General features: G+C 55.3%; 13 protein-coding genes. All 13 read right to left on the bottom strand.

All coding sequences use genetic code 11. The annotated features are described in order from the left end of the window. Positions 1-387: 387 nt before the first annotated feature. The 13 genes from ACSFXJ_RS10225 to ACSFXJ_RS10165 all read right to left on the bottom strand — a co-directional run bounded on the left by ACSFXJ_RS10225 (position 388) and on the right by ACSFXJ_RS10165 (position 16,298). Positions 388-1,326: a copper amine oxidase N-terminal domain-containing protein gene (locus ACSFXJ_RS10225; RefSeq protein WP_435925041.1), complete on the bottom strand. Its 939-nt coding sequence runs from the start codon at positions 1,324-1,326 to the stop codon at positions 388-390. A 147-nt stretch (positions 1,327-1,473) separates the two neighbouring features. Further along, positions 1,474-2,907, bottom strand: a complete 1,434-nt coding sequence (rsmB, locus tag ACSFXJ_RS10220) for a 16S rRNA (cytosine(967)-C(5))-methyltransferase RsmB (RefSeq protein WP_435925040.1) — start codon at positions 2,905-2,907, stop codon at positions 1,474-1,476. Then, positions 2,904-3,848: a methionyl-tRNA formyltransferase gene (fmt, locus tag ACSFXJ_RS10215; RefSeq protein ID WP_435925039.1), complete on the bottom strand. Its 945-nt coding sequence runs from the start codon at positions 3,846-3,848 to the stop codon at positions 2,904-2,906. Before fmt ends, rsmB begins: the two co-directional genes overlap by 4 nt. A gap of 8 nt (positions 3,849-3,856) precedes the next feature. Next, complete coding sequence (def, locus tag ACSFXJ_RS10210) at positions 3,857-4,339, bottom strand: peptide deformylase (RefSeq protein WP_435925038.1); 483 nt, start codon at positions 4,337-4,339, stop codon at positions 3,857-3,859. A 111-nt stretch (positions 4,340-4,450) separates the two neighbouring features. Further along, the gene (gene priA / locus ACSFXJ_RS10205; RefSeq protein ID WP_435925037.1) at positions 4,451-7,006 is read right to left on the bottom strand and encodes a primosomal protein N'; all 2,556 of its coding nucleotides are present in this window, start codon (positions 7,004-7,006) and stop codon (positions 4,451-4,453) included. Then, the gene (coaBC, locus tag ACSFXJ_RS10200; protein WP_435925036.1) at positions 7,003-8,223 is read right to left on the bottom strand and encodes a bifunctional phosphopantothenoylcysteine decarboxylase/phosphopantothenate--cysteine ligase CoaBC; all 1,221 of its coding nucleotides are present in this window, start codon (positions 8,221-8,223) and stop codon (positions 7,003-7,005) included. Before coaBC ends, priA begins: the two co-directional genes overlap by 4 nt. Before the next feature lie 161 nt (positions 8,224-8,384). Further along, a complete protein-coding gene (rpoZ, locus tag ACSFXJ_RS10195) occupies positions 8,385-8,606 on the bottom strand; it encodes a DNA-directed RNA polymerase subunit omega (protein WP_435925035.1) in 222 nt (73 codons plus the stop codon). A 24-nt stretch (positions 8,607-8,630) separates the two neighbouring features. Then, positions 8,631-9,230 (bottom strand): guanylate kinase, encoded by a 600-nt coding sequence (gene gmk / locus ACSFXJ_RS10190; RefSeq protein WP_435925034.1) that lies wholly within the window; start codon positions 9,228-9,230, stop codon positions 8,631-8,633. 13 nt (positions 9,231-9,243) lie between these two features. Next, positions 9,244-9,504 (bottom strand): extracellular matrix/biofilm regulator RemA, encoded by a 261-nt coding sequence (remA, locus tag ACSFXJ_RS10185; RefSeq protein WP_044479181.1) that lies wholly within the window; start codon positions 9,502-9,504, stop codon positions 9,244-9,246. Between the two features lie 51 nt (positions 9,505-9,555). After that, a complete protein-coding gene (locus ACSFXJ_RS10180; RefSeq protein WP_435925033.1) occupies positions 9,556-10,437 on the bottom strand; it encodes a YicC/YloC family endoribonuclease in 882 nt (293 codons plus the stop codon). Between the two features lie 35 nt (positions 10,438-10,472). Beyond that, positions 10,473-12,359 carry a bifunctional homocysteine S-methyltransferase/methylenetetrahydrofolate reductase gene (locus ACSFXJ_RS10175; RefSeq protein WP_435925729.1) on the bottom strand — a complete coding sequence of 629 codons (1,887 nt, stop codon included), beginning with the start codon at positions 12,357-12,359 and terminating at the stop codon, positions 10,473-10,475. A 202-nt stretch (positions 12,360-12,561) separates the two neighbouring features. Further along, positions 12,562-13,392, bottom strand: a complete 831-nt coding sequence (gene dapF, locus ACSFXJ_RS10170; protein ID WP_435925032.1) for a diaminopimelate epimerase — start codon at positions 13,390-13,392, stop codon at positions 12,562-12,564. 107 nt (positions 13,393-13,499) lie between these two features. Beyond that, entirely contained in the window at positions 13,500-16,298 is a 2,799-nt protein-coding gene (locus tag ACSFXJ_RS10165; RefSeq protein ID WP_435925031.1) for a calcium-translocating P-type ATPase, SERCA-type, read from the bottom strand. Positions 16,299-16,313: the final 15 nt, after the last annotated feature.

Raw genomic sequence — 16,313 nt, 5'->3', positions numbered from 1 at the left:
TCGTCCAATCTTGCGTCTCACCACTAACCAAGTTTGATTTCGGATAAGGAGTAACTTGTACACTTTTAATCTTTCTGCCAGGGAAGCTAAACTGGTAGGCCCATTCATCATGTGAGACAATTGTTTGTCCAGGAGCTATTATTAGACCACTATAAGGGTCAGCTATATATTGACCTGCTGAGTTAGTCCATATATCCGCATAACCCATTCCTACTGTATAACAGATGTTTTCGTTTTGTTCACTCTTTGATACTATTAGAGAATTTGGATTTCCAGCAGATGATATTGGAGTTGCATAAAATTCAAAAATTGAAATAAACATAAAAATGGCCACAATGCATGGCAAAATCGTATTTTTTCTTAATGCCATGATCTCTTCAACCTACCTTATTTAAAGGGATTAGCTAGTAGATGGACACTATCTTCATCATAGAAGGATCTGAAACAGATAAATTCCACATCTTTTATGGAGAACTTCTTCCATTCATCATCCTTGAGTAAAATCTTGTCTCCAATAAAGCTAATATAATAATTAGCAATTTTTGTTCCATCTGAAAGTTTGGATTCCCCTAATCCATTTTCAGGTACCCTCTCCCTAGATTCATTATCTTCTGTAAGTAGGTAGATGCCTAACCCGTATCCTCCTTTGTAGCGTACCTGGATTGTATTTTTTTCATCCTTTACAAGATCAATATCATAAATAATCTTATTCCCCATCTGAATAGGCAACTGACTCTTATTTATGATTCTGACCTTAGTAAATTCTTGATCGCTAGTTTTAAGCAATTTATACCCCTCATCATCATTCTTAAAATACTTCCTATACGCACTCAAATCCTCAAGCTCAGTCACATCCGCAATATTCGGCACCTCCTTGCTCCCGATCCAGACCCATTGCCCCGCCTGATCCCAGCTCACCGATTCGCCCAGGTTTTCGCTGACAAAGCGCAGCGGCACATACGTGCGGCCTTTGACGGCTTTGGCTTCCGCATCCATCGTCACGGCTTTGCCGTCCACCATGGCCTGTTTGCTTCCGATGGTCAGCACGATCGATTTATCGCTTTTGGTATATATAACTTCTTTTGCAGTTCCATCGAACTTGACTTCCGCACCAAGCGCATCGCCGATTCCCCGTAACGGAACTTGTACACGCCCATCTTCCATGACCGGATCCCCGCCCTGAAAAATCACCTTACGCCCATCGACCAGCACCGCCAACTCCGGATGGCCGACGATATTCTTCTTTGCCGCCTGGATCTTCGACTCGGTCTGCAATAACCCGGCTCCAACAACCATCAGTAGCAAAACCGCTAAACATTTTTTCATCGTTCCAACTCTCCTATGTATGATTTAGGGCCAAACAAAAAGCACACCTTTATCCATCGCATCGCGAGAACAAAGGTGTGCTTCACCACTTCCACTATATCCCATTTAAGGGATTTTGTAAATGTTATTTTCCGTCCATGCAAAATACTACAACCGCTTCATTAAGCGGCAAATATAAAAACCGTCCGAATGGGCATCCTGCGGCAGAAGTTGCAATCCCATAGGCTCCCTGGCATCGGCGGCGGTTAATTGCAATCCAGCTCCCGCCTGCTCGTCCGCCAATCGAAACTCCGGGTGCCTGTCCAGAAAATCGCCGACGACGGCGCTGTTTTCCGCCTTCTCAATCGTGCAGGTGCTGTACACAAGCACCCCGCCCGGCTTGAGCAGCCCGCTGACCGCATCCAGCAGTTCGCGTTGCAGGCGCGAAATGTCCGCAATATCCTCCGGTTTCTTGGCCCATTTCAAATCCGGCTTGCGGCGGATGACGCCAAGACCCGAACAAGGGGCATCCAGAAGCAGGCGGTCAAAAGACTCCGGCGCAAACCGTTCCGCAAGCTTGGCGGCATCTCCCGATACCGTCCGGACGACGCTGCCGAGTCCAAGCCGCTCCGCCTGATCCTCGATCAGTTTCGCCTTATGCGGATGAATGTCGTTGGCGATCACTTCGCCCCGGCCATCCATCAGCTCGGCCATATGGCATGTTTTGCCCCCTGGAGCCGCGCAGGCGTCCAGCACCGTCATCCCGGGCTCCGGCAAAACGGCCCGTCCGACCAGCATCGAGCTTTCATCCTGAACGGACAACAAACCTTCCTTATACCATGAGGTTAAGGCCATATTGCCGCCGCTTCGTACGATAATCCCATCCGGAGATATCTCCGAAGGAACCGCATCCAGCCCTTGCTCTTTCATTTGCCGGAGAAGCTCCTCCTTCGTTACCCGGGAAAGGTTGACTCTGACGCTAACGGACGGAGGTTCGTTGTTGGCCCGGCAGATCGCCTCCGCCGTCTCTTCCCCGAACTGCTCCACCCAGCGCGACACCAGCCATTCCGGGTGAGAGTGGGCAAGTGCAATCCGCTTCACTGGCGTCAAATCCGCAGGCAAAACCAACTCCTCTTTGCGCCGGAGCACATTTCTGAGCACCCCGTTCACCATGCCCGAAATCCCTTGGTGTCCACGGCGTTTGGCGATATTTACCGCTTCGTTGACCGCCGCATGCGGCGGGATCCGGTCCAAATAATAGATTTGATAGAAGCTGAGCCGCAGCAAGCTGCGGACCCACGGCTGAAGCTTGGCCAATCCTTTGGCGACAAACTGCTCCAAAAAATAATCGATCGTATTCAACCGGGAAATCGTACCGTACACGAGCTCTGTCGCAAGACCGGCGTCGGCGCCGGATAAACCCGCCTTTTGGATCGCTCCGTTCAGCAGCAGGTTGCTGTAAGCCCCTTCCTGCTCAACGGCCGTCAACACTTGCAGCGCCGTATCCCGGGCCGATGATTTGGACGGCACTGGCCGCCCGTTCCCAGAACCCCCGCCGCGCCCTTTCGCTTGAGGCCGATTCGGCCCCTTCCTTTCGCTCATGTCAGGACGGTTCCTTTCTTCATCACGCCGCCGCGGACAAATTCAGCCGCATCCATCGCCTTTTTGCCCGCAGGCTGAATCCGGGTGAGCAGCACGGAGCCGTCCCCGGTTTTGACTTCGATGCCGGCAGCGGACAGATCAAGCACCGTCCCCGGAGCCGCTTCGCCGGAACCCGATGAACCGCCTTCCTTAGGCTTGGCGACGGCCCAGACCTTGAATACCTCTCCGTCCCACAGCGTAAATCCGCCGGAAAAGGGAACGAGTCCTCTCACCCGGTTAAAAATATCCCGCGAAGTAGCGCTCCAATCAATCCGTTCGTCATCTCTGGATAAATTCGGGGCATAGGTGGATTCGGCGTCATTTTGCGGAACCCGTTCCGCCGTGCCGTCCAGAATGAGCGGAAGCTGCTTGATCAGCAGTTCCGCCCCGACGGCGCTCAATTTTTCGAATATCGTACCGGCCGTATCCTCATCCTCAATCGGCACGACCGTTTTGGCGATCATATCCCCCGTGTCGAGACCCTCCGCCATATACATCAGCGTCACGCCCGTTTCCCGTTCCCCGTTGATGATGGAACGCTGGATCGGCGCGCCGCCGCGGTATTTCGGCAGCAGCGAGCCGTGAACGTTCAAACAACCGTATCGCGGCATATCCAACACCGCCTTCGGCAAAATTTGCCCGTAAGCTGCGGTGACGATCAAGTCGGGCGCCAGCCCCGCAAGCTCCTCCACCGCTTCGGGAGCCCGCAATCGCTGAGGCTGCAAAACGGGCAATCCGTGCTTCAAAGCCGCTTCCTTGACCGGTGTCGGGGTAAGCACTTTTTTCCGTCCTTGCGGACGGTCCGGCTGAGTAACGACGGCCGCAATCTCATAACCTTCTTTCAGTAATGCTTCCAAAGAGGGAACCGCAAATGCCGGCGTCCCCATAAATACGATTTTCACGGGAGAGTTCACTCCTTCTCTTCGCCTTCATCCGTAATTTCATACACGCGTTCCGCCACATCCGTATACAGCACGCCGTTCAAATGGTCGATCTCATGCTGGAACGCTCTGGCCAGCAAATCCGAACCGGTATAAGTCACCTCATTCCCGTTCCGGTCAAGCCCTTTGACCGTCACGGTTTGCGCCCGGCGCACGTCTCCCCGGTAACCCGGAATGCTCAGGCAGCCCTCGGGACCGAATTGTTCGCCTTCCTGGGATACGATCTCCGGATTGATCAGCTCGATCAGCCCGTGCTCGTCTCCGACATCAACGACGATGACGCGTTTCAAAATGCCGATCTGCGGAGCCGCCAAACCGACGCCTTCCGCATGATACATCGTGTCCGCCATATCGGTCAGAAGCTTCTGAACATTCGGCGTGATCTTGGTGACTTCCTTCGCCACCTGGTGCAGCACTTCATCCGGTTCCATCACAATAATTCTCAAAGCCACTTTACCCACCATCCTTCAAAAAAACTCATAATAAAAATATACATCATACCGCTTATTCACATGCACACGGACTTACAAATCACATTGACTGCCCCGGCATCTGCCCCATTGTTACATCAGCATCTGCGGATCGACGTCGATGCTGATTTGCAGCGACGCGTCCCGCAGATTCCCCAGCGTCTCGGCCGCCGTTTCCCGGACAAGCCGGACGGCGTCGAGCGGGCCCCGGTATTTCACCATGCACTGGAATCTGTACCGGTTCTTGATCCGCGGGATGGGCGAGGCTACCGGCCCAAGAATATCGAGCGCCTCCGCCGCAAAACGGTCCAGATTCCCATACCAGCCCAAACGCTGGGCTTTTAAGCGCAAATCTCCCGCAAAGTTCTCCGCCATCCGCAGCAACAGGGGCAGCTTTTCATGGGACAGCGTCACAAGAATCAGCCTGCTGTACGGCGGGTAATGAAGATTTTTGCGGTGATTCAGTTCATCCCTGACGAACGATCCGTAATCATGCCCGCTGGCATGAATGATCGAATAATGGTCGGGCGTATAAGTTTGAATGAACACTTCACCCGGCAATTGATGCCGTCCTGCCCGTCCGGCCACCTGGGTAAGCAGCTGAAACGTTTTTTCCGCGGAGCGGAAGTCCGGCAAATTCAGGGCCGTATCCGCGGCAATGACGCCGACGAGCGTCACATCGGGAAAATCCAGTCCCTTTGCTACCATTTGCGTCCCGAGCAGCACATCGCCCTTTTTTTCGCGGAACGCCTGCAGCAGCTTCTCATGCGAGCCTTTCTCCGTCGTCGTGTCCACATCCATGCGGATCACCCGGATACCGGGGAAAAGCTTGGCCAGCTCGCTTTCAACCCGCTGCGTGCCCGTGCCGAAATACCGGATATGTTCGCTTCCGCATTCGGGGCAAACCGACGGAGCGGCTTCCGCGTAACCGCAATAATGGCAGCGCAAATTGTTCGATTTCTGGTGATACGTCAGCGAAATATCGCACTCGGGACAGCCCGCCACATAGCCGCAGGTCCGGCACATGACGAACGTCGAGAACCCGCGCCGGTTCAGGAACAGCACGGTCTGCTCCCCCCGCTCCAGACGCGAGGCGATTCCTTCATGCAGCTTGCGGCTGAACATGGAGCGGTTGCCGTCGCGCAGCTCTTCCCGCATATCTACGATATGCACGGCGGGAAGCCGGCTGCCCGAAGGACGCTGCTTCATCTCCAGCAGCTGCGGAGCAAACTCGTCGTCCACCTGCGAGCGGGCGGCGTGATAGCTCTCCAGCGACGGAGTCGCCGAGCCCAAAATGACGGCCGCCCCATGCTGCCGTGCCCGGCGGACCGCCACATCGCGCGCGTGATATTTTGGCGTCTCTTCCTGCTTATAAGAGGTTTCGTGTTCTTCGTCCATCACGATCAGACCGAGGTCCTGAAACGGAGCGAACACCGCCGACCGGGCGCCAATCGCCACCTGCACGCGCCCTTCGCGGATTTTGCGCCATTCATCATATCTTTCGCCGGTAGACAGGCGGCTGTGCATGACGGCCACCTTCCCGCCGAACCGCCCCTTAAAGCGCTCGACCATTTGCGGAGTCAGCGATATTTCCGGTACGAGGACGATCGCCTGCCGGCCGAGCGAAATACAGCGCTCGATCGTCTGAAGATATACTTCCGTCTTCCCGCTCCCCGTCACGCCGTGCAGCAAAAATACTCCGAATTTCCGTTCATCCAGCACGCCTGCTACCCTACCGTAAACCACATCCTGTTCGGGCGTCCTTTCGAGCGGGGTCGTACCTTGAAAATGGCGGTCTTTATAAGGATCCCGAAACACCTCGACATCCTCGATGACGGCGAATCCTTTTTCGGCCAGCTTATTTACCGTTCCCGCCGTGACTCGCAGCGTCGAAAGCACCTCCTGCAAAGACATCGGCACGCCGACCTCCAGCAAAAATTGCAGCACTTCCTTTTGCCTCCGGGCCTGCGCGCTGAACGAAGCCAAAGCGGCTTCCGCCTCTTCGCCGCTGACCGCAGCCGCGACGGTCTTCACCGTCTTCTTGCGCACCTTGTCCTTGATAAGCTGAGTCTCCGACAATACTCCGCTCCGGATTAACCCCTTGATCTCCCCGGACAGATTCGGATAGCGCCGGCTCAGATGGTCCAGCGTCACCTGGCCGGAGGACCGCACATAGTCGACGATCTCCCGTTCCTCTCCGGTCAGCAGCGGCAATGAAGCTTCCACGGCCAAAGCGTCCCCGGAGACGTTCCCTTCTCCGCCGACGCCAACCGCAGAATCGGTGTCAGCCACCGAGATGTAGCGCTCCGCCTTGCCTTTCAAAGCAGCAGGGGTCATCGCCTGCAGCACCGATATCATGCTGCACGCATATTTCCGGCTCATCCACGCCGCCAGCTCCACCAGATCCGGCGGCAGCGGCGGCATCAGGTCAAGCAGCTCCTGGATCGGCTTCATCCGTCCCGGGTCCATCTCCGTATCCTCGTGCAAGGACAGCACGAATCCCTGGACCGTCCGTTTCCCGAACGGAACCCCGACCCGGCTGCCGATTTCGACCCATTCCCGCATCTCCGCCGGGATCGAATAGTCAAAAGGCCGATCGGTTTCCCGGCTCGGCACATCCACAATTACTTTGGCAATGCGGTATGTCATCGGGTTACTCCCGCAAGACGCTCCGCCGCCAGCTCCATAATGATCAAGCCTAGCTCCTCCTTCGGCATCACGGGCAGCGATTTGACGAGACCTTCCTTGTCATAGATCGCAGCCACATTCGTATCCGTCCCGAAGCCTGCGCCTTCCTCCGTCACGTTGTTGGCGACCAAGAGATCGCAATTTTTACGCCGGAGCTTATCCATCGCGTATTTCTCCAGATCGTTCGTCTCCGCGGCGAAGCCGATCAGCAGCTGCTTCGTCTTTTGCTGTCCCAGCGCCTGCAATATATCGATATTTTTAACCAGTTCCAGGGTCAAAGTGTCCTCGCTCTTTTTGATTTTTCGGTCCGCGACTTCGGCAGGACGATAATCCGCCACCGCCGCCGCTTTCACCATGATGTCCGTGTCTTCCCACTCCGCCATGGCCGCTTGATACATATCCTGCGCGGATTCGACGCGTACTGCGCGAACTCCCGCCGGATACGGCAAGTGCGTGTTCGCGGCGATCAGCGTCACGCTGGCGCCGAGATCATGGGCCGCTTTCGCAATGGCAAAGCCCATCTTTCCGGAGGAATCGTTGGAAATATAACGGACCGGATCGATTCGCTCCACCGTGCCTCCGGCGGTAACGACGACCTTTTTCCCCGCGAGCGGAAGCTCGGAACGCCGCTTGAGCCGGCCAAAAAAGTCATTGACGACTTGCACGATCGTTTCGGGTTCTTCCAGCCGGCCTTTGCCCGTATAACCGCAAGCAAGCAGTCCTTCGCCCGGCTCGACCAGCTTCACGCCCCGGGCGGCAAGCTCGGCCAGGTTTCGCGATACCGCAGGGTGCGCATACATATGCACATTCATGGCGGGCGCCACCATAATCGGGGCCTGCGTGGCGAGCAGCGTCGTAGAAAGCATGTCGTCGGCGATGCCTACCGCCATTTTGCCGATGATGTTGGCCGTCGCCGGTGCCACCAGCACGAGATCCGCCCAGTCGGCGAGATCGATATGGGCGATTTTTTCCGGGATCTTTTCATCAAACGTATCGGTATACACCGGGTTTCTGGATAAAGCCTGGAGCGTCAGCGCCGAAATGAATTTGGTCGCCGACTCCGTCATGATAACTCTGACCTCGGCCCCTTGCTGAACCAGCTTGCTGCACAACGAGGCCGCCTTAAAGGCAGCTATGCCTCCGGTTATGCCCAGCAATATCTTTTTCCCGTGCAACATATCCGTTCCCCCCGCTTCCATTAGATAAAATGCGTGTCCAAAAAATCAGATTATCAGCACCGTTGACTTTTTGAACAACCTTTAAAAATGAAAAAAATAACAACCTCGCGGTTGTTAATGAGGCTGTTATTCAAATCCGGCGACCCACGAGGTCATTTTGCTTATTTAAGTTCTTCCGATTCCGGTTGAGTGCCCTGCTTAAGCTTGACGTAATCCCCGTAAATTTCCTCCAGGGCCACGCCGACCTGTTTGTGGGATCTCGGGCTCTTCAGTTCGCTCTTTTCTCCCTCTCTCAGCTGTCTTGCACGGCGGGAAGCCGCGACTACGAGAGAATATTTACTGCCGACTTTGCCAAGCATTTTGTCGATCGATGGATACAGCATTTAAAAACACCTCTTCTTATGGACTCAATTGCCAATTTGCAATTCTTTGGCTTTGTTTTTGACCTTACAATGTTCGGCAACGATAATCGCTTCTATTCTTTCGCAAGCCAGCTCGATTTCATCGTTTACGACCGCATAATCATAATTATAAATCAAGCCGATTTCGTCGGCCGCCACGGACATCCGATGGTCGATGGTTGCCTGCGTCTCCGTTCCCCGCCCCTGAATTCTGCCTTTGAGCTCATCAAGAGAAGGCGGCAAAAGAAAAATAAAAATACCTTCCGGAAATTTCTCCTTCACCTTAAGCGCGCCCTGAACTTCGATTTCGAGAATGATGTCCTTGCCGCTCTCGAGCGTTTGCTCGACGAAATCCCGCGGAGTTCCGTAGAAATTCCCCACGTATTCCGCGTATTCCAGCAGTTGGTCCTTCTCGATCATCTCCAAAAACTGTTCGCGCGTTTTGAAAAAATAATTCACTCCATGCTCTTCCCCGAGCCGAGGAGTCCGGGTAGTCGCGGAAACGGAATAGACGAGCCCGGGCAAACGCCGCCGCAGCTCGTTACAAACCGTACCTTTGCCTACACCTGATGGTCCTGACAATACAATGAGTAACCCTTTAGCCATATTTCTCTCCATTTTATTCGTCGTTGTCGTCATCTTTGGCAGACAGGCGATGGGCCACCGTCTCGGGCTGTACAGCCGATAAAATGACATGGTCGCTGTCCGTGATGATCACCGCACGGGTGCGTCGGCCGTATGTAGCGTCGATCAACATGTGGCGGTCTCTTGCCTCCTGGATGATCCGCTTAATCGGGGCGGACTCCGGACTTACGATTGAAATAATCCGGTTCGCCGAAACGATGTTTCCGAAGCCGATATTAATAAGTTTAATAGCCATAGTAAGGTGCTTCCCCCTATTATACTTGACTCGCCTGTGCCAGTTGTGACGTTATTCGAGATTAGCCGCTTGTTCGCGGATTTTCTCCAGTTCCGCTTTCATTTCCACGACACGGTTGACCAGAGCCAGATGATTGGCTTTCGATCCAATCGTATTCGTTTCCCGGTTCATTTCCTGTATCAAAAAATCAAGCTTGCGCCCCACCGGCTCCGAACCCGTTAGCAGCGTCCGCACTTGCGCGAAGTGACTTGAGAGCCGCGTAAGTTCCTCGTCGATATTGGAACGGTCGGCAAAAACCGCGACCTCCATCGCAAACCGGGCTTCGTCCAGCTCTCCATCAAGCAGTTCGGCCAGCCGGCTGCGAAGCCGCGTCCGGTACTCGCCGACCACCTGCGGAGCAATGGCTACCAGTTCGGCATGAAGCTCCTCCAATTTGCAGAGGCGCCGGTCCATCTCCAGGGCCAGATGATTCCCTTCCCGTTCGCGCATTTCAAGAAGGCCGTTCAAGGCTTCCTCGAGTCCTTCTTTCAAAAGACTCTCCCAGTCCGTGCCGTTCTCTGCCGACAACGGATCCGGAGGAATCAGCGCATCCGGTAATGACAATATATCCTTGGCGCTCAAAGAAGCTTCCAGGCCATACTTCGTCTTCAGCTCTTCCGCCGCCCTGAGGTAAGACTCCACCACACCGGTATTCAGAACAAAAGGCAGGGTACTTGCGTCATCCTGCTCTTTTCCGATATATACATCAACCCGTCCGCGCTTCAACACTTGTTGAACCTGGCGCCGCAAACCATCCTCGTAACATGTCCATTCCCGCGGCAAACGCAGGATCACCTCGGAGTAGCGGTGGTTGACGGATTTAATCTCAAACTGCACAATGTACCCGCCGCTTTGTCTGGCGGAACTGCCGTATCCTGTCATACTGTGAGACAAAGGCATCACATCCGTTATCCTATTGTAATTGATAATTATGAACGAGACAAGTGGGACGCCATGCGATTCGATTTCTCAAGAACATAGTTCGTTAAGTTGACATTCATTTCATAGAACATGAACGGCGTCATCAAATAAATACCGTTAAAATGCTCCATCGCGGTATCGAGCAGTTCCTTGGCGATTTCGACGCCCATGGCCCGTCCTTCCGGCCCCTGCAGTCCTTCCATCCGTTTCAGAATACCCTCCGGCAGTTGAATGCCCGGCACTTCATTATGCAGGTATTCCGCGTTTTTTCCGCTGGCCAAAGGCATGATGCCTATGAAAATAGGAATGTCAAGGTGCGCGGTCGCTTCTTTGATCCGGACGATCAGCTCGGGATCGTATACCGGCTGGGTCATAATATAGTCCGCGCCGGAGGCGATCTTTTTCTCCAGCCGTTCCACGGCTTTGTTCAGATGCTTCACATTCGGGTTAAACGCCGCGCCGACCACGAATTTCGCTTTTTGTTTCAGCGGTTTACCCGAAAAGGCGATCCCCTCGTTCAACTGCTTGATCATGCGGATAATCTCAAAGGAAGTCAGGTCATAAACCGAGCTGGCCCCGGGCAGATCCCCGAATCTGGAAGGATCGCCCGTCACCGCGAGAACATGGTCGATACCCAGCGCGTCAAAGCCCATCATATGCGACTGCGTACCGATGAGATTGCGGTCGCGGCAGGCAATATGAATGAGAGGCCGCAGACCTAGCTCCGCCTGCACCAAATGGCCGAGGGCCATATTACTCATCCGGGTCACCGCAAGGGAATTGTCGGCCAGCGTCAATGCGTCGACGCCCGCCTCCTTCAGCGCGGCCGCCCCTTCCATGAACTTACCGATATCAAGATCGCGCGGAGGATCCAGTTCAACGATGACCGTGTGGCGTTCCTTCACCAGTTCGGTGATCGTCGGCCCTTGCACATACCGCGAACCTCTCGGGGCATCTTCACCGGCGTCCCCGACGACGGCACGCTCACGGGGTTCAGGCAACGGCTTGCCTTCGGAGAGCGGAGTAACCCGATACTCCCGCAAAGCCTCGGCGGTCGCCGCGATGTGCTCCGGCGTCGTTCCGCAGCAGCCCCCGATCAGACGGGCTCCGAGCTCCGCGAAGGAAACGGCGCATTCCCCGAAATATTCCGGTGCGGCCCCATATACATATTCTCCATCGACATAATCGGCCAAACCTGCATTAGGAAATACGGAAAGCGGCACGTCGAGCGGTCCGCCCAATTCGGACATGACGCTCATAATGCCTTTCGGGCCCGAATGGCAGTTGAAGCCGAGCATATCGGCGCCTTCGCTCCGTAAAATGCCGAAAGCATCGGCAATGGTATGGCCGTCCAACGTACGTCCGACCTGATCCACGGCAAATTGGCAAACGACCGGAATATCGGTAAGTTTGCGGGCACGGCCAAGCGCAATGCGCATTTCGCTCAAATCGTAAAACGTTTCGAACAGCAGCCCGTCCACCCCTTCGGTCAACAAAGCGGCAATCTGCTGTTCATAATAACGGCCGAGTTCCTGGGCCGTGACATTGACCCGTTTTCCGCCGCGGATCGAGCCTACGGCTCCGGCAACGTATACGTTGTCGCCCGCGGCCTGACGCGCGATCCGCACGGCCGCCCGGTTGATCTCCTCCACCTGCGACTCCAGTCCGAATTTGGACAGCTTGTAAAAATTGGCGGAAAAGCTGTTCGTTTCAATCAATTCCGATCCGGCGGAAATATACCGGCGGTGAACGTCGCCGATCACCTCGGGCTGAAGCAAATTCAGCTCCTCGAAGGATATCCCCACGGGAAAGCCGAAATTGTACAGATAGGTTCCCATTGCACCGTCCCCGACCAACAGTCCGTCTTCCCATTTTTTGCGCAAATCAGGCTTCATCATTCCTTACCCCCAAAAAACGATAATGTATAGTAAGAGTTTCACGCTCGTAACAGCAACAAGGAAAGGTACTTCCAGCGTAAGTTCATTCTAATGTAACATAAATCCACCTGAATGATAAGAATTGGTCCGAAAATCTTGCTTACGCGAAAAAAGGGCCGCCTTCCGGCCACCCCTTTTGAAAATGCTTCGTTTTTCGCCGTCAGATGATCCCCTGATATACGGTCTCCGCCGGTCCGGTCATATAGACGTGGTTGTCGCGCTCATCCCATTCGATGAACAGGTCCCCGCCCGCCAGCCCGATCCATGCCGAACGGTCCGTCAAACCGTTGAGCACCGAGGAGACCAGCGTCGCGCAGGCTCCGGTCCCGCAGGCAAGCGTCGGGCCCGCCCCGCGCTCCCAAACGCGCATCTCCACCCGGTCGCGCCGGGTAACGGTCGCAAACTCCACGTTGATTTTCCGCGGGAAATACGGATGGACCTCCAGCTTGGGCCCCCAGGTACCGAGATTGAAATTCGGCGCGTCGTCGACATAAATGACGCAGTGCGGATTTCCCATCGATACGGCCGTAAAGCTGAACGATTCCCCGTCCGTTTCGATCGGCTGGGCCAGCACGGGATTGCCGGAGAGCGTCGTCGGCACGGATAAGCCGTCCAGTATCGGTTCGCCCATGTCGACCCTTACGGTTTTTACCGCGTTCCCCTCAATCTGCAGCGTGACCTGCTGAACGCCGGCCCCGAGCGTTTCGATCGTAATCCGTTCTTTGTCCGTGTACCCGTTCTCATACACGTACTTGGATACGCAGCGGATGGCGTTGCCGCACTGTTCGGCTTCCGTTCCGTCGGAATTGATAATGCGCATTCTAAAATCCGCTTTCTCCGAAGGCAAAATGAATACGAGTCCGTCCGCGCCGACTCCGAAAAACCGGTTGCACCACTTGACGGCCAATTCGGATACGTGCTCGGGAAGCTCCTTCTGTCCATATATGACAAGAAAATCATTTCCGAGTCCATGCATTTTCGTGAATTCCATGCCCTTCCACCCCTTGTGAGCTTTGCAGCGATTTGCATTTTTTGCATGCTGCAAAGCTATCGTTATGGGGTTAGTTTACCGCCATACAGGGTGTAGGGGTATTGATTCTATGCACGAAAATTTGTACTTTTCGCAGGGAACATCGGGCGCGGGCCGCCGTAGTTCCGGCGGCGTTTACCCGACCATACGCTGCCTGCACCGAGCAAAAAGGTCGGAATGCCTGCGGCAACGAGCGTAATCGCCCATTCGCGGAAGCCGAGCGGTACCGTTTTGAAGACCGGTTGCAGCGGTTCGATGTACATGACGGCCAAAAGCAGCAGCACGGAGGACAAGACGGCAACGACAAGATACTTGTTCTGCAATAGGTTTCGATGGAAAATCGAACGGGAGCTGCGGCAGTCGAACACATGAATCAACTGGGCCATAACGAGCGTGGCGAAGGCGACCGATTGCGCGGTGGCAAGCTGTGCCGGATCCTCCGGAGCAATCCGGTAAGTCAGCCAGAACGCCCCGAGCGTACACAGGCCGATCAGAAAACCGCGGCTCAAAATTTTCCAGCCCAAACGCCGCGCGAAAATGTTCTCGTTCGCGCCCCGCGGCTTGTGTTCCATCAAATCCTTTTCTGGCTGATCCACCCCGAGCGCCATGGCCGGCAATCCGTCCGTGACCAGGTTGACCCACAGAATCTGGATCGGAAGCAAGGGAAGCGGCAGTCCGGCCAGCATGGCGAAAAACATCGTCAATATTTCGCCGACATTGGATGCCAGCAAGTAGCGGATGAACTTGCGGATGTTTTCGTAAATGTTCCTTCCCTCTTCAATCGCCGCCACGATGGAAGAGAAGTTATCGTCGCTCAAAATCAAGGAGGAGGCTTCCTTGGATACGTCCGTACCCGTGATGCCCATGGCAATGCCGATATCCGCGGCCTTGATCGCCGGAGCGTCATTGACTCCGTCCCCGGTCATCGCCACGACATGGCCTTTGCGCTGAAGCGACTTGACGATCCTAAGCTTATGTTCCGGAGCGACCCGGGAATATACATAAGTGGAGTCGACCCTTTTGTCCAGCTCCTCATCGCTCAATCCGGCCAGTTCCTTCCCGGACATGGAAGCCCCTCCGCGCGGCAAAATGCCGAGATCTGCAGCGATGGCCTCCGCCGTGAGACGATGATCGCCGGTAATCATCACCGTTTTGATCCCGGCCTTGCGGCAGACGGAGATAGCGTCTCTCGCCTCGCGGCGCGGCGGATCGATCATTCCGGCGAGCCCGACAAAAATAAGCTGGGACTCGACGCATTCCTCGTTATCCGCATGCTCGTTCGGCTTCACATCCCGGTAAGCCAGCCCAAGGACGCGCAGCGCGCCGCGGGCCATCTCTTCGTTTTCCGCCTGGACGCGGTTTCTCAGCGTTCCCGTGAACGGCACGACCTTGCCTTCCCATAAAATGTAGGAGCACTTATCAAGCAACATGTCCGGCGCGCCCTTCACCAGAGCCATTTTCCCGCCTTGGTGCCCTACGACAACCGACATCATCTTGCGCTGGGAATCGAACGGAAATTCCTGCTCCCTTTGATAAGTCGTGCCGAGCGCCCCCGGCGACAGCCCCATCTTGGAAGCCAGGACAACGAGCGCCCCTTCGGTCGGGTCGCCTTTAAGCTTCCATTGCATGACCACGGCTTCCTCTTTGCTTTTTTTACGGCCCCGCATGTCCGCATCTTCCTCATAAATCACCGCATTGGAGCACAGTGCGCTGACTTGGAGCAACCGGCGCAGGCTTTGGTCCTTCTTCAAGTCGACAGGCCGCCCGTTCTCCAGAATATCTCCGGTCGGCTCATAACCGTCGCCCGTCACTTCAAGCGAGCGGCCTTCGACCCAAACCCGCGTGACGGTCATTTTGTTCTGCGTCAGCGTTCCGGTTTTATCGGAGCAAATGACCGATGCGCAGCCGAGCGTTTCCACGGAAGGCAGCTTGCGCACGATCGCCTTCCGTTTGATCATCCGCTGGACGCCGAGCGCCAGCGCGATCGTCACGATGGCGGGCAGCCCTTCCGGAATGGCCGCCACCGCCAGGCTTACTCCGGCAAAGAACATCGCCGCCGCAGGCTGTCCATGCATAATCCCGATAAGAACGACGAGAACCGTAAGCCCAAGCGCTAAAAAAATCAGAATTTTGCCGAGTTGCTCCAACCGTCTTTGCAGCGGCGTTTCCTGGCTTTCGGTATTTTGAATGAGATCGGCGATTTTGCCCATTTCGGTATCCATCCCGGTTCGGATGACTATGCCTCGTCCGCTGCCGCGCGTGATCATCGTTCCCATGAACCCGATGTTTTTCTGATCGCCGAGCGGCACCTCGGTTTCTTGAATCGGTTCCGCGTGCTTGGCGACCGGATGGGATTCGCCCGTTAAGGCCGATTCCTCCGCGTCCAGGCTATGGGTCGCGAGCCAGCGGATATCCGCAGGAACGCGGTCCCCGTTTTCCAGCACGACGATATCGCCCGGAACCAGTTCCCTCGCCGGAATATGCCGGACGGACCCTTCCCGCAGCACGTTGGCGTGGGGAGCGGACAGTTCTTTCAGCGCACGCAGGGACCGTTCGGCCCGGAATTCCTGTATAAAACCCAGTACTCCGTTCAGCACGATGATCGCTATAATGGTGATCGCGTCCAAATATTCGCCGAGAATGCCGGAAATCAGCGTGGCGCCCATCAGGACGAGCATCATGAAGTCTTTGAACTGGTTTATGAACAGCAGCCACGGGGAAATCCGCTTTCCCTCGGACAGCTCGTTCATCCCGTACTGCTCCCGTCTTCGCGCCGCCTCCTCCTGGGTCAGGCCCTGTTCACGCGTGACGCAGAACCGTTCCAGAAGCTCTTTCCCACTCCACTGGTGCCAGTGTTTTTGTTCCATCCTCCCAATTCCCCT

The sequence above is a fragment of the Paenibacillus salivarius genome, from assembly GCF_051307165.1.
Classification (GTDB): domain Bacteria; phylum Bacillota; class Bacilli; order Paenibacillales; family Paenibacillaceae; genus Fontibacillus.
The sequence above is the reverse complement of the archived record's forward strand: the minus strand, read 5'-3'. Positions and strand labels throughout refer to the sequence as shown.